The sequence below is a fragment of the Flaviflexus salsibiostraticola genome (assembly GCF_003952265.1).
In the GTDB taxonomy this organism is placed as follows: Bacteria; Actinomycetota; Actinomycetes; order Actinomycetales; family Actinomycetaceae; genus Flaviflexus; species Flaviflexus salsibiostraticola.
The window spans coordinates 988,135-1,010,340 of sequence record NZ_CP034438.1; the positions used below are offsets into that span (position 1 = coordinate 988,135).

At 66.5% G+C, this 22,206-nt stretch carries 18 protein-coding genes; 9 read left to right on the forward strand and 9 right to left on the reverse strand.

The genetic code is table 11. The annotated features are described in order from the left end of the window. Positions 1 to 107: 107 nt before the first annotated feature. From sucD to EJO69_RS04735, 8 genes are all read right to left on the reverse strand, one after another. Positions 108 to 1,022 carry a succinate--CoA ligase subunit alpha gene (sucD, locus tag EJO69_RS04700; protein ID WP_126039769.1) on the reverse strand — a complete coding sequence of 305 codons (915 nt, stop codon included), beginning with the start codon at positions 1,020 to 1,022 and terminating at the stop codon, positions 108 to 110. 11 nt (positions 1,023 to 1,033) lie between these two features. Next, positions 1,034 to 2,197 (reverse strand): ADP-forming succinate--CoA ligase subunit beta, encoded by a 1,164-nt coding sequence (gene sucC, locus EJO69_RS04705; protein ID WP_126039770.1) that lies wholly within the window; start codon positions 2,195 to 2,197, stop codon positions 1,034 to 1,036. Between the two features lie 107 nt (positions 2,198 to 2,304). Further along, the gene (locus EJO69_RS04710) at positions 2,305 to 4,245 is read right to left on the reverse strand and encodes an acyltransferase family protein (protein ID WP_126039771.1); all 1,941 of its coding nucleotides are present in this window, start codon (positions 4,243 to 4,245) and stop codon (positions 2,305 to 2,307) included. A gap of 91 nt (positions 4,246 to 4,336) precedes the next feature. Continuing rightward, positions 4,337 to 6,883: a UvrD-helicase domain-containing protein gene (locus EJO69_RS04715; RefSeq protein ID WP_126039773.1), complete on the reverse strand. Its 2,547-nt coding sequence runs from the start codon at positions 6,881 to 6,883 to the stop codon at positions 4,337 to 4,339. Positions 6,884 to 6,903: 20 nt separating this feature from the next. Next, the gene (locus EJO69_RS04720) at positions 6,904 to 7,239 is read right to left on the reverse strand and encodes a hypothetical protein (RefSeq protein WP_126039775.1); all 336 of its coding nucleotides are present in this window, start codon (positions 7,237 to 7,239) and stop codon (positions 6,904 to 6,906) included. A gap of 249 nt (positions 7,240 to 7,488) precedes the next feature. Then, positions 7,489 to 7,986 carry an aromatic ring-opening dioxygenase LigA gene (locus tag EJO69_RS04725; RefSeq protein ID WP_126039777.1) on the reverse strand — a complete coding sequence of 166 codons (498 nt, stop codon included), beginning with the start codon at positions 7,984 to 7,986 and terminating at the stop codon, positions 7,489 to 7,491. 579 nt (positions 7,987 to 8,565) lie between these two features. Further along, positions 8,566 to 10,104 carry a glutamine-hydrolyzing GMP synthase gene (gene guaA / locus EJO69_RS04730; RefSeq protein ID WP_126039779.1) on the reverse strand — a complete coding sequence of 513 codons (1,539 nt, stop codon included), beginning with the start codon at positions 10,102 to 10,104 and terminating at the stop codon, positions 8,566 to 8,568. Between the two features lie 6 nt (positions 10,105 to 10,110). Further along, the gene (locus EJO69_RS04735) at positions 10,111 to 10,578 is read right to left on the reverse strand and encodes a DUF3817 domain-containing protein (protein WP_211331497.1); all 468 of its coding nucleotides are present in this window, start codon (positions 10,576 to 10,578) and stop codon (positions 10,111 to 10,113) included. A gap of 189 nt (positions 10,579 to 10,767) precedes the next feature. Between EJO69_RS04735 and EJO69_RS04740 the strand changes: the two genes are divergently transcribed. The 7 genes from EJO69_RS04740 (at position 10,768) to EJO69_RS04770 (ending at position 18,308) form a co-directional block, all read left to right on the forward strand. Next, positions 10,768 to 12,531: an ABC transporter transmembrane domain-containing protein gene (locus EJO69_RS04740; protein WP_164519872.1), complete on the forward strand. Its 1,764-nt coding sequence runs from the start codon at positions 10,768 to 10,770 to the stop codon at positions 12,529 to 12,531. After that, positions 12,528 to 14,273: an ABC transporter ATP-binding protein gene (locus tag EJO69_RS04745; RefSeq protein WP_126039785.1), complete on the forward strand. Its 1,746-nt coding sequence runs from the start codon at positions 12,528 to 12,530 to the stop codon at positions 14,271 to 14,273. Before EJO69_RS04740 ends, EJO69_RS04745 begins: the two co-directional genes overlap by 4 nt. A 384-nt stretch (positions 14,274 to 14,657) precedes the next feature. Then, positions 14,658 to 15,275, forward strand: a complete 618-nt coding sequence (locus tag EJO69_RS04750; RefSeq protein ID WP_164519873.1) for a hypothetical protein — start codon at positions 14,658 to 14,660, stop codon at positions 15,273 to 15,275. Beyond that, on the forward strand, positions 15,272 to 16,156 hold the full coding sequence (locus EJO69_RS04755; RefSeq protein ID WP_126039789.1) for a hypothetical protein: 885 nt from the start codon (positions 15,272 to 15,274) through the stop codon (positions 16,154 to 16,156). Before EJO69_RS04750 ends, EJO69_RS04755 begins: the two co-directional genes overlap by 4 nt. Then, positions 16,153 to 16,713: a signal peptidase I gene (locus tag EJO69_RS04760; RefSeq protein WP_126039791.1), complete on the forward strand. Its 561-nt coding sequence runs from the start codon at positions 16,153 to 16,155 to the stop codon at positions 16,711 to 16,713. The genes EJO69_RS04755 and EJO69_RS04760 overlap by 4 nt, the downstream gene beginning before the upstream one ends. Further along, positions 16,706 to 17,446 carry a hypothetical protein gene (locus EJO69_RS04765; protein ID WP_126039793.1) on the forward strand — a complete coding sequence of 247 codons (741 nt, stop codon included), beginning with the start codon at positions 16,706 to 16,708 and terminating at the stop codon, positions 17,444 to 17,446. The genes EJO69_RS04760 and EJO69_RS04765 overlap by 8 nt, the downstream gene beginning before the upstream one ends. A 163-nt stretch (positions 17,447 to 17,609) precedes the next feature. Beyond that, positions 17,610 to 18,308 carry a VC0807 family protein gene (locus EJO69_RS04770; RefSeq protein ID WP_126039795.1) on the forward strand — a complete coding sequence of 233 codons (699 nt, stop codon included), beginning with the start codon at positions 17,610 to 17,612 and terminating at the stop codon, positions 18,306 to 18,308. Positions 18,309 to 18,337: 29 nt separating this feature from the next. Here the strand turns inward: EJO69_RS04770 and EJO69_RS04775 are convergent, their stop codons facing one another. Further along, positions 18,338 to 19,201 carry an SURF1 family protein gene (locus tag EJO69_RS04775; RefSeq protein ID WP_126039797.1) on the reverse strand — a complete coding sequence of 288 codons (864 nt, stop codon included), beginning with the start codon at positions 19,199 to 19,201 and terminating at the stop codon, positions 18,338 to 18,340. A gap of 100 nt (positions 19,202 to 19,301) precedes the next feature. Here EJO69_RS04775 and pta point away from each other — a divergent pair, with 100 nt between their 5' ends. Next, positions 19,302 to 20,873: a phosphate acetyltransferase gene (pta, locus tag EJO69_RS04780; RefSeq protein ID WP_245993779.1), complete on the forward strand. Its 1,572-nt coding sequence runs from the start codon at positions 19,302 to 19,304 to the stop codon at positions 20,871 to 20,873. Between the two features lie 17 nt (positions 20,874 to 20,890). Further along, a complete protein-coding gene (locus EJO69_RS04785) occupies positions 20,891 to 22,075 on the forward strand; it encodes an acetate/propionate family kinase (RefSeq protein ID WP_126039799.1) in 1,185 nt (394 codons plus the stop codon). Positions 22,076 to 22,206 lie beyond the last annotated feature (131 nt).

Consider the following 22,206-nt stretch of genomic DNA (forward strand, 5'->3'; position numbering starts at 1 on the left):
CGGCGAGGTCGCCAAGCAACCCAGTCGCCGAGCAGCACGGTCGCCAGGCAACCCAGACATGACATGGGGCGGGAACCATTCGGTTCCCGCCCCATCACCGTCTGCTATCAGCCGTTGAGGATCTCCCTCGCGAGATTCGCCGTCTCGGTGGGGGTCTTGCCCACGCGGACGCCGACCGCTTCGAGGGCCTCCTTCTTCGCCTGAGCGGTGCCGGCGGAGCCTGACACGATCGCCCCAGCATGGCCCATGGTCTTGCCCTCGGGCGCCGTGAAACCGGCAACGTAGCCGACAACGGGCTTCGTTACGTTGGCCTTGATGAACTCGGCCGCGCGCTCCTCGGCGTCGCCGCCGATCTCGCCGATCATGACGATGAGGTCGGTATCGGGATCCTCTTCGAACGCACGCAGCGCGTCGATGTGCGTCGTGCCGACGATCGGGTCACCGCCGATGCCGATGCAGGTGGAGAAGCCGATGTCCGACAGCTCGTACATCATCTGGTACGTGAGGGTGCCCGACTTCGAGACGAGACCGATGCGGCCTGGCCCGGTGATGTCGGGCGGGGTGATGCCGACGTTGGACTGGCCGGGGGTGATGATGCCGGGGCAGTTCGGTCCGATGAGCTGGACGCCCTTCTTCTCGGCGTAGGAGCGGAACTCTGCCGTATCGGCGACCGGGATGCCCTCCGTGATGATGACGACGAGCCTCATGCCCGCATCAACCGCCTCGATGACGGCGGCCTTTGTGAAGGCCGGCGGGACGAAGATGACCGATACGTCGGCACCCGTCGCGTCCTTCGCGTCCTGGACAGTGCCGAAGACGGGGACCTCGACAGGCCCGGCCTGCGCGCTGCCCGGGCCGATCGGGACCACGTCGAAGTCGACTGTCTGGCCGGCCTTCTTCGGATTCGTGCCGCCGACGATCCTCGTGCCTGCGTTGAGCATCCGGGCCGTATGCTTGCGACCCTCGGAGCCGGTGATCCCCTGGACGATGACCTTGGAGCTGGAGTCAAGAAAAATTGCCATAGTGCTGTTCCTTATGCCGCGATCTCAGCGGCCCTGGCAGCCGCGCCGTCCATCGTGTCCATGATCGTGACAAGGGGGTGGGCGGCCTCTTCGAGGATGCGCCTGCCCTCCTCCACGTTGTTGCCGTCGAGGCGCACCACGAGCGGCTTGGTCGCGGCGTCGCCGAGGATCTCAAGTGCCTTGACGATGCCGTTGGCGACCTCGTCACAGGCGGTAATGCCGCCGAAGACGTTGACGAAGACCGAGCGGACGTCGGGATCCCCGAGGATGACATCGAGTCCGTCGGCCATGACCTGCGCCGAGGCGCCGCCGCCGATGTCGAGGAAGTTCGCGGGTCCGACCCCGTACTGCTCGCCCGCGTAGGCGACGACATCGAGAGTCGACATGACGAGGCCGGCGCCGTTGCCGATGATGCCGACCTGGCCGCCATCGAGCTTGACGTAGTTGAGGCCCTTCTCCTTCGCCTTCGCCTCGAGCGGATTCTCCGTGTCCCGGTCCTCGAGCTCGTCGTGATCCGGGTGCCGGAAGGCCGCGTTCTCATCGAGGCTCACCTTGCCGTCGAGCGCAAGGATCGTGCCATCGACCGTCTTGACAAGCGGATTGACCTCAACGAGCGTCGCATCCTCCTTGACGTAGACATCCCACAGCTTGAGGATGACGGCGGCGACCGCGTCGGCGTCGGCCTCGGGGAAGCCCGCCTCGTCGACAATCCGGCGGGCCATCGCCTCATCGATCCCCTCATCGGGATCAACGGGGATGCGCGCGAGCGCCTCGGGGCGCTCAACCGCGAGCTGTTCGATCTCCATGCCACCCTCGACCGAGCACATGGCGAGATAGCGCCGCTCGGAGCGGTCGAGGAGAACGGAGAAGTAGTACTCCTCAGCGATGTCCGCACCCTCGGCGATCATGACACGGCGGACCGTGTGTCCCTTGATGTCCATCCCCAGGATCTGGGAGGCGGCCTGTTCCACCTCCTCGGGGGTCCGCGCCAGTTTGACGCCGCCGACCTTGCCACGGCCGCCGGTCTTCACCTGAGCCTTGACGACGAACAGCGCGCTGCCCATGCTTTCCGCTGCTTCGCGGGCTTCCTGAGGGGTTGTGGCCACGATCCCGGCAAGCACGGGTACACCATGCTTGGCGAAGAGATCGCGAGCCTGGTATTCGAAGAGATCCACGGAGGAGGTCCTTCCCATTCACGACAGGTGTCTCGACTTCGAGACACTTTGACCACGGTATCAAACGCGGACGTGACGCGCGCCCCATAACCGTGAAATCGTGCCGCTCAGAGCGAAAGGGACTCCAACGCGACGCGCACCGTTTCGGCGAAAAGGTGCATGCCGCCGATGTCGGGATGGGTCTGGTCGGCCTGGAGGAGGTGCGGCTGGGCGCTGATCGCCGCATGCCAGTCCGCGACCGCCACGTTGGGGTAGTCAGCCGCGATCTCCCGGATGATGTCGTTCGCCGCGTCGATGAACGTCGACTGCCCGTAGATCGTCACGAGGACGATCATGCGGTCTGGGCCGAGCATGTCGATCGTGTCGCGGACGACCTGCGAATCGGGAATGCCGGCGTTCGTCCCGTAGTCGAGGATGACGGCCCGGCGGATCGTCCCCGTGGCGAGACCCTCCTGGACAAGGGCGGGCGCCTCGTGCCACTGCCTGTTCGACTTGGCGATGAAGTTGATCCCGGGGAAGGCGACCTCGAGTCCGTCGGCCGAGGTGACGATGATCGAGTCGCCGATGGCGGTGATCTCCTCACCGCTCGGCATGGCGAACTGGGCCTTGTCGACCTCGGCCGGCGGCTCTTCCGTCGCGCTCGACGTCTCGGCCGGATCTTCGGGCTCGGGCTCCGTCGCCTCCGGCGTCGCTTCACCGCCGCCGGTGGTCGGTTCCTCCGTGGGGCTCCCCGCCACGGAGTCCTCCTCCGGGGGCGCTGACGCCTCGAAGCGCTTCTCGTTCTCCTCGATCTCGAGCTGGACGGAGGACTTCTCGGGGGCGACGGCCACGGCGACACCCGTGCCGATGATCATGAGCCCCGTCGCCGCCGCGATGCCGACGTGGACCGGCCGGCGTGTGAGAAGACTGCTCCTCAGGGAGGCGACGCTTGCACGAAAGCCGTTGACCCGGATCGGGGTCTCGATGTGGCGGTGGGAAAACTCGCAGATCGCTGCGGTGATGGCGACGGCTGCTGCGGATCGCGCCCAGAAGAGCGCTGTGCCCGGGGCGGCCGGCACGATCAGTCCGACCATGACGAGAATGGGCCAGTGCCACAGGTAGATGGCGTAGGAGCGTGTCCCGATCCACCCGAAGACACGGTTCTCGGACGCCCGCGCGATCGGCGAGCCCGGCGCGATCATCGCGCCGATGACGAGGAGGGTGAGGATCGAGGAGAGGAGGATGCCGCCGCGGTAGGCGAAGGCCGACTCGTCGCTCAGCGTCGCCATGAGAGCGAGGAGGCCGATGAGCGCACCGAGCCCGGCGACCTGGCTCCACCGGCTCCAACGGCCGGCCAGCCACGTGCCCGAGGCCGGTGACCACGAGAAGGCGAGGGCGATGCCGAGAGCAAGGCCGAAGAGGTGCGTATCGGTGCCGTAGTAGACGCGTGTCGCATACTCCGGGTCATAAAGGATGGCCATGAGGAGGGCCGAGAGCCCGGCGAGGCCGACCGCGATGCCGACCCGTGCCCGCCATCCCTTGACGAGGACGATGACGAGGAGGAACAGCGGCGGCCAGATGAGATAGAACTGCTCCTCAACCGCCAGCGACCAGAAATTCTTGAACAGCTGCGGGGAGGTCTGGTTGAAATAGGAGCTTCCGTTGGCGATCTCGAGCCAGTTCGAGGAGAACGTGAGGGCTCCGAGCACCTGTCGGCCGATGCCGACGAGGAGGTCTCTGTTGATGAGCCCCGCCACCGGCACGACCGTGAGGACGAGAAAGACGAGCGCCGGCAGGAGCCTGCGCGCGCGCCGCTTCCAGAAGCCCTTGAGATCGATGCCCTTCGTTTTGCGCAGCTCTCGCAGCAGGAGGGTTGTGATGAGGAAGCCGGAGACGACAAAGAAGACGTCGACGCCGAGGAAGCCGCCGGGCAGGGCGGTGGGCGTGATGTGATAGATGACGACCGCGCCGACGGCGAGCGCACGCAGGCCGTCCAGGCCGGCGATGTAGCCGCCCGGGTCGGCCATGTGGTGGCGTCGGCGTCGAGTGCCCGGCTCAGCTGCTGTCAAAGCCGCTCCTCCCCTGATGAGGTCACTCTAGTTTGCAGGGATGACCAGCGCGAGAGGCCCGCGGCGCGCCGCGGGCCCGTGGGCGCTCGGACTACTTGGGCAGGCTGAGGGGCGCCATGCCGAGCATGAGGCGCTTGGACTTGCCGTCGAACTCGATCGTCGCCACCATGTTCGCGCCCCTGCCCTCAACGGCACGCACGGTGCCCGCACCGAACTTCCTGTGGATGAGCGTGTCACCGGGCTTGACCGAGGCGAGCGCACCGAGCTTCTCCTCCTCCTCCTGAGCGGCCTCAGCCCGCTTGCGCTTAAGCTCCTCGGCCGCCGCCGCCTGCTCGGCGGCCTTCGCCGCCTCGGCGGCCGCAAGCTTCTCCCGGTCCTCAGGACTGAGCGCCTCGGCGGCCGCCTTCTTCGCGGAGCCGCCGTCGAGACGGCCGGACCCGCTGTCGAGACGACCCGGCTTGACCGAACCGCCGGTGCGCGCCCCGTCGAAGCTCGGCTTCGAGTAGCGGGTCGAGCTCGAGCGGCGAAGCACATCGGCGGACGAGTGGGCGCGGCGCCAGTCGACGAGCCCCTCGGGGATCTCATCGAGGAACCGGGAGGCGGGGAGCTCCTGGGGTGCGCCCCACTGGCTGCGCACCGAGGCGCGGGTGATGTAGAGATTCTCGCGCGCCCTCGTGAGGGCGACATAGGCGAGGCGCCTCTCCTCGGCCAGTTCGACCGGGTCGGCGAGCGATCGCATGTGCGGGAACGTGCCGTCCTCGAACCCGGTGACGAAGACGACCGGGAACTCGAGGCCCTTCGCTGTATGAACCGTCATGAGGGTGACATCGCCCTCGTCGGCCACGTCGCCATCCGGCAGCTGGTCCGTGTCAGAGACGAGAGCGACATGCTCGAGGAAGTCACCGAGAGTCGCGTCGGGGTTCATCTTTTTGAAGTCGGCCGCGACGGCGTGGAGTTCGGCAAGGTTCTCGACCCGTGCCTCGTCCTGCGGGTCATCGGACCGGCGCAGCTCTTCGGTGTAGCCGCTGCCCGCCATGAGGGAGTCGAGCACGTCAGCAGGCGCTGACCCGCTCTCCGCCTTCTCGCGAGCCACATGGAGGATCGTGCGGAAGTCGATGATCGCCTTCTCCGCGCGCGGGGTGAGCCCGTTGACCTGGCCCCGGGGCGACTCGGCCGAGCCGACGTCGTCGAGGGCCGCCCCGAAGGACATGCCGTGACGCTGGGCGTGGAACGCCACGGCGTCCTCGGCCTTCGCCCCGAGTCCGCGGCGCGGGGTGTTGAAGATCCGTCTCATCGCCACCGTGTCATCGGGGTTGGCGACGACCTGGAGGTAGGCGAGCGCATCCTTGATCTCCTTGCGCTCGTAGAAGCGCGTGCCGCCGATGACCTTGTAGGGGATGCCGGCCCTGATGAGCATCTCCTCCAACGCACGCGACTGGGCGTTCGTCCGGTAGAAGACGGCAATATCGGACCAGCGGCGCTTCCCGCTGAGAGCCTGGAGCTCTTCGACGAGGAAACGCGCCTCATCGTGCTCGGAGTCGGCCACATAGCCGACGACCTTGTCGCCGGCGCCGGAGTCGGTCCAGAGCCGCTTGGCGCGCCGATTCGGGTTGTTGGCGATGACCGCATTGGCGGCGGAGAGGATGTTCTGTGTCGATCGGTAGTTCTGCTCGAGCAGGATCGACTCCGCATTGGGATAGTCATCCTCGAAGGATTCGATGTTGCGGATCGTTGCGCCGCGGAAGGCGTAGATCGACTGGTCGGCGTCACCGACGACGGTCAGCTCCCCCATGCTCTCGCCCCGGCCGGTCAGCTCACGGATGAGGACGTACTGGGCGTGGTTCGTGTCCTGATACTCGTCGACGAGGATGTGGCGGAACCGGCGCTGGTAGTGCTCGAGGATCGCCGGGTGGGACTGCAGGAGGCCGACGGTCGTCATGATGATGTCGTCGAAGTCGAGCGCATTCGCGGCCCGCAGGCGGTTCTGGTAGCCGCGGTAGGCGGCCGCGACCGTCACATCCGCCTCGTCATTGATGCTGCGCGCGAAGTCCTCGGGGTCGATGAGCTCGTTCTTGAGGTCGGAGATCCTCCGCAGAAGGCCCTTCGGGGTCGACACCCGAGAGTCAATGGCCTCCTCCCTGCACACCTGGTTCATGAGGCGCAAGGAGTCGGCCGAGTCATAGATCGTGAACGTCGACCGCATGGCAAGGGCCTCATGCTCGGCCCTGAGGATCCGCACGCACGCGGAGTGGAACGTCGAGATCCACATGCGATTGGCGACTGGGCCGAGGAGGGCGCTGAGGCGTTCCCTCATCTCCTTCGCGGCCTTGTTCGTGAACGTGATCGCGAGGATCTCGCCCGGCTGGGCGCGGCCCGTCTCGACGAGGTGAGCGATCCTGTGGGTCAGCACTCGCGTCTTGCCTGAACCGGCGCCGGCGATGACGAGGAGGGGGCCGCCCCCGTGGACGACGGCTGCGCGCTGCTGCGGGTTGAGTCCCGCGAGAAGTCGGCTCTCGCCCGCCTCCGGCGGGCCCCCGGACGGGACCGGCGAAGGTGCCTGCGGCTGGGACGCGGCGGTCTGGGCGGCGACCCGCTGCCGCAGTCGGTCAAGTGCTGAGAGAGGAGGCTCTGTTGTCATAGGGCTACTAGGATAGCCCCTCAGACGAGGACTGCGATGGCGACGTTCGCCGCAACGAGGCCCGCGATCGCACCGAAGAAGGGCTTGTCGAGCTCGTCCTTCCTATTGCCCCAAAAGACCAGGCCGGTGATGGCGAGTGCGATGACGAGCTTGATGGCGATCTTCACATGGTTGACGTCGTAGTCGCCCATCTCGAGCACGCCGACGAGCAGGATGCCGGTGATGAGCGCGCCGAGCGCGCCGTGGAGAAGACCCGCCGGCATGACGCGCTGACGCAGGCCGGCCAGTGCGGTTCCGAAGACGACCGCCCAGCTGAGGAGGTGGAGGATGAGAAGAAGAGAGCGCAGAATATCCATGATTCCCACACTATCCGCAAGCCCAACCGGTCCCGAAATAGGACCTTAGGCCCACGGCGAAAGGTGGGGGACGCCACGGGCCCGGCGGTTCCGGTGAGCCGACCGCGAGAATTCCCGCCTCGCTGAGCCGTAGGCCGCCGATTGACGATCGCGCGCCACTGATCGCGCGCCACTGATCGCGGCAACTCCACCAGATTCCGGGGAACGCGAAAGCGCGCGGCCGAGGCCGCGCGCTTTCAGGTGGTCGGATCAGTAGGTATCGGCGCGACGGTCCGCGACGACATCCTCGGCCCTCCTGGAGGAGGAGAGGAAGGTGGCTCCGGCGAGGAGCATCCATGCACCGACGCCGATCGCGAAGAGCGCGACGCCGAAGGAGAGAACGGAGGTGAAGAGCGAGGAGCGGAGGAACGACGCGTTCATCATGGTCGTGCGCTGCGCGTTGTACTCTGCGGCCGCCTCCTCATCGCCGGCCTCTTCAGCCTGGCGGGCGAGGCCACCGAGGGTTGCGTAGGTCTCGCCACCGGTGATGTTGAGGGCGTGCTCCTGAATGATCTGGGCCTGAGCGAAGGCGGAGATCGGGCCGGCGACCTGGTCGCCTGCCGCGAAGTCGGCGTCCTCGGCCACGGTGATGTTCTCAGCCTTGAGCTGGTCCGAGACGACGAACCACGCCGCCGCGCCCGTGCCGATGAAAAGGACTCCGAAGATCAGAGTGACGATGCCGGTGATCTTTGCGAGCTTGGTGTTCATTACTTCCTCCTTGAGCGGCGGATGTGCCGCTCTTCTGCTGTAAAGAGCCAGCCCTTGCTTGCCCTCTGGTTCCCAAATCTAGAGACTCCGCGAACCTGCAACAAGTATACAATTGTTACCGCAACACAGTCGTTACGTATATCCGCATGCTGTGAGCGTTTTCTCCGACTCGCTGTGCCGACACTCACGTTTCAGGTGCTTATGGTACTCATTTTTATTCAGTCAATTTTGGGCATATCGGGCCTTTCTCTGCATATTCTTTGAATAGTCTGCAGACCTACCCGATAGACCAAAGTCCCACTTTTAGGTGATCCTTCCAACTCGCAAATCCTTGCGCTGACAGTGCGAACGGCGTGTCACAGGATCGGGCAGCCACCGCTGGCCGTCGCTTCATCAATATCCACTGATAATTCTGCTCTGAACTGCGCATTCACCAACGCCTCGCCGCGGCCGCCATGATCCGGGGCCTGTTGAAGCCGGAGCGGCCTGAGCAGACGACGAGCAAAGCCGACAGCCTTCGAATACGGAGAACCGCCCCTGCGAATCGCAGGGGCGGTTCAGGTCAGCGGAGGTTCCCCGCTACTCCCACTCGATGGTGCCGGGCGGCTTGGAGGTCACGTCGACGACGACGCGGTTGACCTCGGAGACCGTGTTGGTGATCCGGCTGGAGATACGGGCGATGACGTCGTAGGGCAGGCGCGACCAGTCCGCCGTCATCGCGTCCTCCGACGAGACGGGGCGCAGGACGATCGGGTGGCCGTAGGTGCGCTGGTCACCCTGGACACCGACGGAGCGGACATCGGCCAGAAGGACGACGGGGCACTGCCAGATCTCAGAGTCCAGGCCCGCCGACGTCAGCTCCTCGCGGACGATGAAGTCGGCGCGGCGAAGGATGTCGAGGCGTTCTCGCGTGACCTCGCCGATGATGCGGATGCCGAGGCCGGGACCGGGGAAGGGCTGGCGGCCGACAATCGCCTCGGGGATGCCGAGCTCACGGCCGACGGCGCGAACCTCATCCTTGAAGAGCTCGCGCAGCGGCTCGCAGAGCTCGAACTCGAGATCGTCGGGAAGGCCGCCGACGTTGTGGTGGGACTTGATGTTGGCCGCGCCCTCTCCCCCGCCGGATTCGACGACGTCCGGGTAGAGGGTGCCCTGAACGAGGAACTTGACGCTCCCCTCCTCCTCCGAGACGAGGCGCGCGGCGCGCTCGAAGGATCGGATGAACTCGCGGCCGATAATCTTGCGCTTCTCCTCGGGTTCGGTGATGCCGATGAGCGCATCGAGGAAGATCGACGAGTCGTCGACGGTGATGAGGCGGACACCGGTCGCCGCGACGAAGTCGCGCTCGACCTGGGCCCGCTCGCCCGCACGAAGGAGCCCGTGATCAACGAAGACACACGTGAGCTGGTCGCCGACCGCCTTCTGGACGAGCGCCGCGGCCACGGCGGAGTCGACACCGCCCGACAGCGCGCAGATGACCTTCTCGTCCCCGATCTGAGCCCTGATCCGCGCCACCTGTTCATCGATGATGCTGCCGGTCGACCAGTTGGCCGTGAGGCCCGCACCTTCGTGGAGGAAACGTTCGATCAGTGCCTGACCGCCGGGCGTGTGGCGCACTTCGGGGTGCCACTGGACGCCGTAGAGGCGGCGATCCGGGTCCTCGAACGCCGCGACCGGGGCACCCGCCGATGTGGCGGTGACGGAGAAACCCTCCGGCGCCTCCGACACGGCGTCTCCGTGGCTCATCCACACCGTGGCCTGGCCCTGTCCGAGCAGGCCTCCGGACGTCTCGATATCGGTGTTGCCGTACTCGCGCTCGCCCGTCCTGTCGACGGTGCCGCCGAGGGCGTCCGCCATGGACTGGAAGCCATAGCAGATCCCCAGGACCGGAACCCCGGCGTTGAGGATCGCCGGGTCGAGACGGGGTGCACCCTCTTCATAGACAGAGGACGGCCCGCCGGAGAGGATGAGGGCGGCCGGGTTTCTGCCCAGAAGATCGTCCGCCGCAACAGAATGCGGGACGATCTCCGAATAGAAGCCTGCCTCACGGACTCGGCGAGCGATGAGCTGTGCGTACTGTGCGCCGTTGTCGACCACATAGACGGTCTGATGATCCATGTTCTCCTACTTTCCGCGCTCGGACTTGAGGCGCGAGATCTGTGCGCGCCGGAGGGCACGGCCCTCGGCAGCATCGAGGACGTTCGGGAGGTCCTCATTGAACCAATGCGTCGCCCTGCGCTCGAGAACGAAGGACAGAACGGGGACAACGCCGGCGATGACGAGATAGACCATCCGGCCAAAGCTCCACCGCATGACGGACCACAGGTTGAAGACTGCAACGACGTAGACAACATAGATCATGCCGTGGACGATCGCGATCCACGTTCCGAGGACCGGCGCGTGATTGCCATTGACGTCGATGATGTACTTCAGCACCATCTCCACGACGAGGAGAAGGAGCCAGGCACCTGTCACGTAGGCCATGAGCCTATAGAAGGTGAGTGAGAGAGATGCCTTCGTCTCGGAGTTGGCTCGCACCAGGCGCGCCTGGCTGAGATCCTCGTCGGTCGGTTCGGGCAGAGTTGCGGCCACGCGGTCCATCCTTCAGTCGGCGTCAGCGGTCCTGGCCCATTCTACGACGCAGAGGGTCCCATGGCCGACTTCCACCATGTGGACTATGCTGTCGTGGTGTTTTCGTTCCCCCGCGTCGTTGATAAGCCGCTCCCGGTCGGCCGCCCTCGGGCGATTATGACTGATTTCTACACCTCCTCTCGTTCAGAGATGACGCTCGCTGTCGTCTCCCGTTCGATCCAGGAGGTCATCGGCGCGCTCACACCTGTCGTGCTCGGCATCGCCCTCGATGCAGGCATGGAGAGTGGAGCCACCTCCGCCATCTGGATCATCGCGGGCTGGCTCGCGCTGCTCGCGCTCATCCAGTCGCTCACCATGGCCTACGGCCACGGCGTCGAAGTCCTGCTCTGGCTGCGCACCGCCATGCGCTCGATCAACCAGGTCCACGGCCACGTCACCCGCTCCGGTCCTGCCATCCTCCGCAGGAGGTCAACCGGCGAGGTGGTCGCGACGACGATGAGCGACTCCGAACACGTCGGCAATCTCGTCGAGGTGACCCCGCGCCTCATCGGCTCCGTCATGGCCTTCGGCACAGTCGCCGTCATCCTTCTCATGCAGCACACGGCCCTCGGTCTCGTCGTTCTCATCGGCGTGCCCGTCATCACCGCGGCAGCCGCTCTCCTTATCCGGCCGCTGCAGAGCCGCCAGCAGGCACAGCGCGATGAGCAGGGGAAGCTCACCTCGCTCGGCACCGATACCGTGGCTGGACTGCGGGTGCTCCGCGGCATCGGCGGCGAGGCCCAGTTCGCGTCTCGCTACGCGGAGCAGTCTCAGCGTGTGCGCCTCGCCGGCAACGAGGTCGCCCGGCTCCAGTCGTGGATCGATGGACTGCAGATCCTCATCCCCGGCGTGTTCACCGCGTTCGTCATGTGGCAGGGCGCCCTGCTGACAATGGACGGGAATCTCACCATCGGTCAGTTCACCGCTCTCTTCGGGCTCACCATCTACCTTGTGCGCCCGCTCCAGATCGTCATGATGGTCATCACCCAGTTCGGCCGCGCCCGGGTCGGCGCGCGGAAGATCTTCAACGTCCTGCGGATCACGCCGATCTCCGGGACGCTCGATGAGCGGATCGCGGCCGAGAGCGGCGACGTGTCGGAGGCCGCCGATCAGAGCCCGTTCGACGGGCCGCTCGTCGACGGCCGAACGGGAGTGCGCATCGAGCCAGGAATCATGACCGCCATCGTCTCCAGCACCCCGGAGGACTCTGCGGCGCTCGCCGAGCGGCTCGCGCGCATCGACGACGAGCAGGCCGACGTCACGGTCTCCGGCATCGACATCCGCACACTTCCGATCTCCGTCGTCCGGGAGAACATCATGCTCACGCGCGCGACCCCGGAGCTGTTCGGCGGTCAGCTCCGGGCCGTCATCGATGCGAGGCGGCCCTACGACGTCGCCGACCGTCCCCTCGTCGAGGCGCGGGCGACGATCTACGGCCCGTCTGCCGTCAAGCCGTTCCACCCCGATGAGGAGCGCGATGAGCAGCTGCTCGATGCGCTCTCGGCGACGGATGGGCACGATGTGCTCGCCTCACTCGACAACTCGCTGTCCGGCGAGGTGACGGAGAAGGCGCGGTCCCTGTCCGGCGGACAGCGCCAGCGCGTTGCACTGGCCCGCTCCCTCGTCGACACTCCGCGCATCCTCATCCTCGTTGAGCCCACCTCGGCGGTCGACTCCCACACGGAGGACAGGATCGCCGAACGGCTCCGCGAGCGCCGGGCCGGGCGGACCACGGTGCTCACAACCGGCTCGCCTCTCATGCTCGACCGCGCCGATGAGGTCGTCCTCGTTGAGGGCGGCCAGGAGGTGGTCCGCGGCTCGCACTCGGACCTGCTCGCCCGAGCCCGCGGCGGTGACCGCGCCGCGCAGCGCTACGAGTGGGTCATCACCAGACAGACAGGGGCAGCGGAATGAACCAGGTCCTTCCCATCGCGGGCAATCGCGAGGTCATCGCCTACGCGAAGGAGATCATCTCGCGCCATCGGTGGCGCTTCCTCGCCATCGTCATCATCCACGCGCTCGCCTCGGTCAGCGCGCTCGCCGTGCCGTACATCGTCGGCCGCATCATCGATGCGGTGGTCGATGGGACGACTCGCGGCTACATCAACGGTGCCGCCCTCATCGTCGTCCTGTCCTACCTCATCTATGCCTTCCTCACCCGCGAGGTGCAGCTGCGGACGAGGGTGCTCGGCGAGCAGGTCTTCGCCGAGGTGCGCGAGGAGTTCCTCGATACGGTGACGACCCTGCCGCTGTCGACCGTTGAATCGGCGGGCACGGGCGACCTGCTGTCCCGCACGACGAACGATGTCGACCGGATCCAGTGGGTCATCCGCTTCGGCCTGCCCGCCCTCATCACCTCCGCGATCACAATCATCGTCACAGTTGTCATGGCGATCGTGGCCTCGCCGCTCGTCTCGCTGGCCTTCCTCCTCGGCATGCCCTTCATCGTCATCTCCGCCTACCGCTACCTGTCCCGGGCACGGGCCACCTACCTGTGGGAGGCGCAGGCCTGGGCGACCCTCAACTCCGTCGTCGCCGAGTCCGTCGACTTCGTCGGGACGATCGACGCGATGGACCTGGGCAGGGCCCGCAGGTCCCGGATGAAGTCCGTCCTCATGGGTGACGCGTGGGACGCGAATGTGCGGGCGACGAAGCTGCGGATGGAGCTCTTCTTCTTCCTCATCTTCGGCTGCGCCGTACCGACCGCCGCGGCGGTCGTGTGGGGCGCCCACCTCGTCGGGGCCGGGTACGCGACGATTGGCATGGTGACGACGGTGGCCCTCTACACGGCCCAGCTGCGCAACCCGCTCACCGAGTTCCTCATGTGGCTCGACGAGCTCCAGGTCGCGTCCGTCTCCCTCGCCCGTATCGTCGGCGTCCGCCTCGTCGACACCGACAGGACTCCCTCTGGTGCCCGGCCCGCCGACGACAGGATCGTCGCAAAGGACGTCCGGTACGCCTATCGGGAGGGTCGGGACGTTCTGCACGGGATCAGCCTCGAGCTGGCTCCGGGCGAGCGCCTCGCGATCGTCGGCCCGTCGGGGGCCGGCAAGTCGACGTTCGGACGGATGCTCGCCGGCATCCACCCGCCCACGGGCGGGACGGTCACCGTCGGCGGCGTGCCCCTCGTCGATCTGAGCGAGGACGAGCTCCGCAGCGAGGTCGCCCTCGTCACGCAGGAGCACCACGTCTTCGTCGGCACGATCGCCGACAACCTGCGCCTGGCGAAGCCGGGTGCGGATGATGAGGAGCTCATCGCCGCCCTCGCCTCGGTCAACGCCCTCCCGTGGGTGACGGCACTGCCGGAGGGGTTGAAGTCTGAGGTCGGCTCCGGCGCGCTCGTGCTCAATCCGGCTCAGGCCCAGCAGCTGGCGCTCGCGCGTCTTGTCCTCCTCGATCCGCACACGGTCGTCCTCGACGAGGCGACGTCCCTCATCGACCCGCGCTCCGCGCGGACGCTCGAGGCGAGCCTGTCGGCCGTTCTCGCCGGTCGCACGGTCGTTGCCATCGCCCACCGGCTCTACACGGCGCACGACGCCGACCGTGTCGCCGTCATCGAGGATGGCGTCATCCAGGAGCTCGGCTCGCACGATGAGCTCGTCTCCCAGGGCGGTGCGTACGCACGGCTCTGGGATACGTGGCACCGAGAGAGATAACATGCCTGACCAGGTCTAACACGGTATATATTCGGTGTACTATTTCCGAAGGGACGCGCATCATCAGCGCGTCCCTTCAGTGTTTTCTCAGCCATCTCAGATGTTTTCTCCAGTCACCCTGTTAATTTCTCTGGCCTCCTCGCTGGCCCACAACTGCATAACCTTCGCATCGGCATCGACGTCGCGACGACCGTCGAGGATCAGGCCGGCGAGGCCGTCTCGGTCCTGACCGAGGCCGACAGCGCACAGCCCTTCACCGCCGAGGTCACCATCACGTTCCCCGAGACCGCCCCCGACGGTTCGGACTGGAACCTCGATCTCCAGGGCGAGACGCTCGACCTCACGAACCTGCAGCTCGAGCTCACGCAGAACGCACGCTGACCGATGGCGAACGCACTTACCGTGAACGGACCGGCAACCGCCGGTCCCTTCCGGCGTGCTGCGTTCGCCAGTGCAGCACTGGTCGCGTTCCTCGTTCTGCTTCCGCAGAACCCGACGCAGGCCCGCTTCTTCGACGCGCAGAGCGTGTCGGCCGCCCCCGTCGTCACGGGGCACCTGACCGTCGACGCTGTCCCCGGTACCGTTGAGGCGATCCACACCACCCCCGAGGAGGCGCGTTCCGTCTCCGAAGAGGAGCTGTCCACGATCGTCATGGCTCCGGGGGACAGCGCCGAGATCGCACAGAACGTCGTCCTCTCGGCCACGGGTTCGACTCTTGCGGTCGACCTGGTCACGAGTGTCGATCAGACTCCCATGCCCGAGGGCATCGCCGTCCGCGAGGTCAGCGTCTCGGCGATTCCGACCCCGACGTCCACCACAGGCACGCCGCTCGCCCAGACGGCCACAGGCGACGTCATCCTCGAGTCCCTCCCCGCGGAGGGTGACCGGTACTTCCGGATCAGCTATTCACTCGAGCACGATGGGACGGTGTGTGCGCAGGAGTGTCACAGCACCGGCTCGCTCCCCCTCGTCACGGTCGACGCCGTACAGGTGACCCGATGACGGCGAAGCTCACGTCGGGACTCGCCGCCCTTCTCCTTTTCGGCCTCGCTCTCGTCGCCCTCTCCCCTTCGGGCGCCAGCCTCGCGCGATGGTCCGACAGCACCACCCTTGTCCAGTCCGACCTGACGGCAGAGCTCGCCCCCGACTCGCGCGGCGTAACAGTCGAGCCGGTCGACCTGCCGCCGGCGCCTGGATCCCAGCATTCGACACCCGGGTTCTCGTTCAACAATGGCTCAGCCGTGAGCCCCGCGGTCGTCAGACTGTCGAACCTCCGACTCGACCAGAGCTCGGGTGGCCTGAGCGCACAGAGCTACATCCAGCTCGCGCTCGCCTACGATAATGGGCATGGCCCTCGCACCTGCGAGGTGCTCACCGGGGAGCTGCGCGGCGGCACCGCCGATCCGGGCTCCTACACGTTCCTCACAGAGCCGATCAGGGGCAATGCGGTCCACACGGGCAAGGGATACTCCTTCCGCCCGAGCCTCTCGCTCGAGGTGCCCGCCGGGCAGACCGCCTACGTGTGCCCGCTCATCCAGTACAACGACGATCCCCAGCCCGGCAGGGCCGGCGGATTCCCGATGCCGAAGTTCGACGGAACCTCGACCGACATCATCCTCACCTACAGCCACTCCTTCGAGGCACAGGACGGCAGCGGAACGTCGACGGCCCGATTCTCGCTGGCGAATCCCCTCGTGGTAGGCATGCGCTCAGCCGTCGAGCCTGAACCGACAGAGGCAGTGCCCGCGCCAGACTCCCAGAGCCCTGCCTCCACTCCGCCGAGCCATGAGGACGACCCCGCTGCCGGACAGCCCTCCGAGACGGGCGCGGCTGTGGATCCCGCTCCGGAGGAATCGACAGCCGCCGGGCGGGGCGCGTCATGACCACCGACAGCACCCGCAGGCAGGCCGGGCCCGTCACCTGGATGCTGCGGGTGGTGTGGACCATCCTCGCCGTCTTCGTCCTCATTATTCTGCTTGCCAGCGTCGCCGTTCCTGCCGTGCGCGGCTGGGTGCCGCTGACAATCGCCTCGGGATCGATGGAGCCGACCTATCCCGTTGGGTCCATGGTGATCGCCGACCCCGTCACCCAGGAGGAGAGCAGGTCTCTCATGACGGGCGACGTCATCACCTTCATGCCCTACCCCGACGACCCCACGCTCGTCACCCATCGGATCATCGGCATGAGCAGGGGCGTCGATGGAACGGTGTCCTACACGACGCAGGGGGACGCCAATTCGGTCCCGGATCCCGACCCCGTCAACGACTTCCAGGTGAGGGCCGTGGTCAAGTACCACATCCCTCGCCTCGGCTACGTGGCAGGCTGGCTCTCCGGGCATCAGAAGCAGGCGCTGGTCTACGTCATCGTCGGCGGCCTCTCCCTCTATACGATCTATCAGGTATCGGCAGGAATCCGTGAGAGAAGGAGGAGCCGTGCGTAGGTTCATGCCGGCAATTCTCCTCGCCTCGCTCGTGTCCCTCCCGCTCGCGTCGGTTCAGCCGAGTCGTGCCGCGTCCGCGCTGCCTGTCTGCGCGGCGGAGCCGGACCTCTCCCACATCACCATCGCAACTCCCCCATCGGACCCGGTCCCCCTCAACCAGGCGGGTGCCCTCGACCTGTTCTCGAACACTCTCGTCGAGGGCGACATCTACCACCGCACGCTCACGCTCGAGAACACCGGCCTCGTCGACATGGCGCTCAGCGCCCACGTCAAAGGCGTCGACGTGCCGGAGTTCTTCACGACCGATCCCACGCCCGTCACCTTCAAGGTCGACGATTCCAGCTGGATCATCTCCCCCGGAACCGGTGAGCAGGTCAGCTTCAGGCTGGAACCGCTTGATGCGGGCGAGCGCAGGGAGGTCGATGTGTCGATGTCCCTTCAATGGAGCGACGACCTTGTCAAGAAGCCCGAAAGCCTGTCTGGCATATACGGCCTCTCCGTGGGGGCCACCGTGTACTGCGAGGCCCCCTCAACCGCCGCGAGTCCTGAGTCCGGGCCGACGCCGGACGTCGGCTCCGGCAACACGACAACGGAGGATGGGCTGGTGTGGACCGGGGTCAACGTCCGCTCGCTGTCGCTCATCGCGGCCGGGCTCCTCGCCCTCGGGCTCTTCATCAAGCGGCGGAGCAGATCCGAGCGCGACTCCACCGCGCAGGCGAACCTCCCGTCTTAGTTGTGCCAGCTGTGAGGCCTCCACGGTCGGTCTCGTGGTGACCGAGTCCCCCACTCGCACAGGACTCTCGTCATCTCCTCAAGCCAGGTAGGGGGTCGCGGGGCGGCGGCATCCCTCTGCCTTACGTCTCGACAGCCCGGCGTCGACATGCCATCATCGTGCGATGACAGTGAGTGACAAGGACGCGACCGTCGACGACGACAGATCAACTCCCTGGCTCGCCGCATTTACGACGGAGATGGCCCTCGATGTCGGACTTGGGTTGGCGGCCTACTGGATTGCGGTGATGGCCGGCTGGGACCTTGTCTACGCGCTCATCCTCGGAGGTGCGGTCGCGGCGCTTCGCGCCGTCTGGACCGCATGGCGCTCACGCACCGTCGACACTTTCCTCCTCCTCGTCGTCCTCACTTTCCTCCTGACCGTCGCGCTGTCCTGGTGGTCCGGTGATGTCAGGGTGCTCCTCTTGAGAAGCGCAGCCACCAGCGGAATGTTCGCCGCAGTGGCAGCTGGAAGCCTGCTCTGGGGAAGACCGCTGATGCTCTTCATCATCCGACGATTCGCGGCTCCCGGCCCGGCCGGTCGAGCCGAGTGGGACATGCTGTGGCGGGAGAGCACTCCGTTCCGCTGGCTGCACCGCCGCGTCACGGCCGTCTGGGCTGTGGTCTATCTTCTGTCCACGGGCGGCCAGGTCCTCACCATCCTCCTCGTACCGATGGAGATCGCCGTCCCCCTGCTTCGCATCGCGTCCCCCGCTGTGACGGTGGCGATGGTCGCCTGGACCGCCTGGTACATGTCCCGCGCCGAGCGGAACCTCAACCGCCCGCTGCGGGATTCCGAGGCCGCTGCCGCCGAATCCGGCTGAACACCGGCCGCCCAGCGGCTCAGTGCGGCTCAGTGCCGAGACTGACGCTCAGCAAGCTCGTCCGCCCACTCCTCCAGCATCTCGTCTTCCCTCCGACGTAGGACCGCACCGCGGAGGACTCGGAACCAGATGAAGAGCGCGAACCCGGCGAAGATCACCCATTCGACCGCGTAGGCCGCGTTCTGCAGGTTGAATCCGCCTTCCTCGATCGGACCGGGCGGCGGAGCGTGCCGGACGCCGTCAGAGGCCTCCTGCGGCTCCACATCGATCGGATTCCCGGCCGCGTCGAGTTCGGCGGCGTCCTCGTCGACACCGAACTCGACGATATAGCCGGAGAGGATAGGGCCGCCCCAGGCGTTGACGAGCTCGGCTGCGGAGACGGAGAGCGCGGTCGTCTCTGTCAGTCCCCCAATCGAGTCCTCCGGATCGGCGAGGTGGCCGAAGATGGTCTGTTCCCCGTCGGGAATCGGTGGCAGGTCCTGCCCCGCGGGCACCCAGCCACGCACGACGGGCACGCTCCCGCCCGCGTCGGGCCCGTCTGACAGGACGAACTGGGCGAGGATGAGGTCGGCAGCCTCGCCGCCGACCGAGCGGTCGATAACACGAAGCTGGTCGACGAACGTTCCCGTCGCGTAGACGGGCCGGGCATATTCCTCGCTCGTCATCGTCGTCTGCAGGCGAAGGACATCGTGCATCGCCTGGGCCGGCTCGCCGAGCCTCTCCTCGTGCTGGGCGATAACTCGGTCGGCGCCGCGGGATGTCGCCCGCTCGAGCTGCCAGTAGCCGAGTCGGATGCAGACCGCGGCGGCGAGGACGAGAACGATGAAGAGGACAATCATGCGGGGGGTCAGTGCTTCGCGGACCCAGATGTTCGTTCGCCCGTCCGTTTCCATGGGTAGATACTATGTCACATTTGCCGCTAGTCAGCCCTCGCCTGGGACTTATGGCGGATAATGGTGGGGTACTGGAGCGTTTTCGGGAAGGAACAACGTCGTGACTGACTCTCTCTATCTCACATCGACCGAGCAGACCACCGGGGGCATCGGCATCGCTCGTCAGATCCTGGAGATACTCGGCAGGGCCTACGCAAACGTGGGCGTCTTCCGGCCCTACGTCAACGGCGCTCCCGAGGATGATCCGATCGTGAGCGAGTTCGGCGCCTGGCACGGCACCACCCGGGACCACTACTTCGAGGACGAGGCATCCTCCCTCAACACGATCATCCGGGCCTACCGGAAGAGGGCGCTCGACTACGATGCCGTCCTCATCATCGGCCACACCGAAGGCGATCCAGTCAACCCCGGCCTCATCGCCCGCTCCGGCCGCACGGCCGCGAACCTCGGATCAACCGTCGCCCTCGTCGTCGACGGGGCTCGGCGCAGCGCCGACCGTCTCGCCGGCTACGTCGACCTGGCACGGGTCGAGATGTCGGGCTCTCGAGTCAAAGTGAACTCCGTCTTCGTCGTCAACCCGCCGGAGGGCGTCGAAGAGGAGATCGCCGAGGATCACCCGGACATGCTCGTCTTCACGCACGGCGCGGACGAGCGGGTCCTCGAGGCGTTCCGCGAGAAGCCCACCCTGCGCACCCCCCTCATGTTCCAGACCGAGCTCATGGAGCGGGCGAGGGTCGAACGCCGCACGATCGTCCTTCCCGAGTCCGAAGACGATCGCGTTCTCCAGGCCGCGTCGATCATCCTCGCGAACGATGTCGCCGATATCGTGCTCGTCGGAAACCGCAACGAGGTGCTCGCCCGCGCCGCGGAGCGGGGCTACAGCCTCGAGTCGGCTCGTTTCGTCGACCCGTCCGATCCCGCCCATCTCGACCGCTACATCCCCGAGCTCGTGAGGCTGCGCCAGAAGAAGGGCATGACCGAGGAGCAGGCGCGCGAGAAGCTCACGGACGTGTCCTACTTCGGGACGATGATGGTGCATCTGGGTGACGCCGACGGCATGGTGTCCGGCGCGACGCATACCACCGCCGAGACGATCATCCCCTCCTTCCAGATCATCAAGACGAAGCCCGATACCTCGATCGTGTCCTCCGTCTTCCTCATGCTCATGGCCGACCGGGTTCTCGTCTACGGCGACTGCGCGGTCAACACCAATCCGACCCCCGAGCAGCTCGCCGATATCGCTGTGAGCTCGGCGGAGACCGCCGTCCAATTCGGCGTCGACCCCCGGGTCGCGATGCTCTCCTACTCGAGCGGCGCCTCGGGCACCGGCGCCGATGTCGAGGCCGTCGTCGAGGCGACGCGGCTCGCGCGGCAGAAGAACCCGAACCTCCTCATCGAGGGACCGATTCAGTACGACGCTGCGGTCGACCCCGCGGTGGCACGGAAGAAGATGCCGGAATCGCCGGTGGCCGGCAGGGCCAATGTCTTCATCTTCCCCAACCTCAATGCGGGCAACATCGGCTACAAGGCCGTTCAGCGCTCCTCCGGAGTCGTTGCGGTGGGCCCGATCCTCCAGGGCCTCAACAAGCCCGTCAACGATCTTTCCCGCGGCGCCCTCGTCGACGACATCGTCAACACCATTGCCATCACCGCCGTCCAGGCCCAGAACTAGCCCGAAAGGCACCTCAATTGACAGTACTCGTCATCAACTCCGGCTCCTCCTCCATCAAATACCAGCTCGTCGATCCGGAGTCGGGTGACGCGATCGCTGTTGGCCTCGTCGAGCAGATCGGTGAGGTCTCCAGCCGCGTCAAGCACACGTACAACGGCGTCAAGCACGAGTTCGAGCAGAGCCTGGCGGACCACGGCGAGGGCCTCCGGTTCGTCCTCGAGCTGTTCGAGAGCGTCGGCCCAAACCTCTCCGAGGCCGGGATCGTCGCCGTTGGCCACCGCGTCGTCCAGGGCGGCAAGCACTTCGACGGGCCCACCCTCATCACCGAGGACGTGCGCAACGTCATCGAGGAGCTCGCACCCCTCGCCCCGCTCCACAACCCGCCGAACCTCCGCGGCATCGACGTCGCCCGCGATCTGCTCGACGTGCCCCACGTCGCCGTGTTCGACACGGCCTTCTTCCAGACCCTCCCGGAGGAGGCTGCACGCTACGCCCTCAACCGTGAGGTCGCCGATCTTTACGGTGTGCGCCGTTACGGCGCCCACGGCACCTCTCACCAGTATGTCTCCCAGAAGGCGGCGGAGTGGACCGGTCGCGACGACCTCAAGCAGATCGTCCTCCACCTCGGCAACGGCGCGTCCGTCTCCGCGGTCGTCAACGGGGAGGCCGTCGACACGTCGATGGGCCTGACACCCCTCGAGGGACTTGTCATGGGCACCCGCACCGGTGACATCGACCCCGCCGTCATCTTCCACCTCAGCCGGGTCGGCGGCATGAGCATCGATGAGATCGACGATCTCTTCAACAAGAAGTCCGGCGTCAAGGGCCTCGCAGGTGAGAACGACATGCGGGCGGTGTGGGCGATGGCGGACAGCGGGGATGAGAATGCCCGTGAGGCGCTCGACATCTACATCCACCGCCTCGTCAAGTACATCGGCTCCTACGCCGCGGTCATGGGCGGTCTCGACGTCATCACCTTCACCGCCGGCATCGGCGAGAACGATGATCTCGTGCGCGCCGAGGTGCTCGAGCGGCTAGCCCCGTTCGGGTTGACGATCGATCCCGAGGTGAACTCCGAGCGCGGGGACCACATCCGGAGGATCTCGACGGACGAATCGTCGGTCACCGTCCTCGTCATCCCGACGAACGAGGAGCTCGCCATCGCACGCCAGGCCATGGACGTCGTCGCGACCCTCGCCTGATCTCGAGAGTGGGAATGCCGCCGGTGATCCGGCGGCATTCCCCTATCCTCTCGCCGCTGCTTCGGCGTGGTTCCGCTATCGGCGTCGATGCCGCGGGGCCCGCACCTCGGGGTCCCGATAGAGTGGGAGTG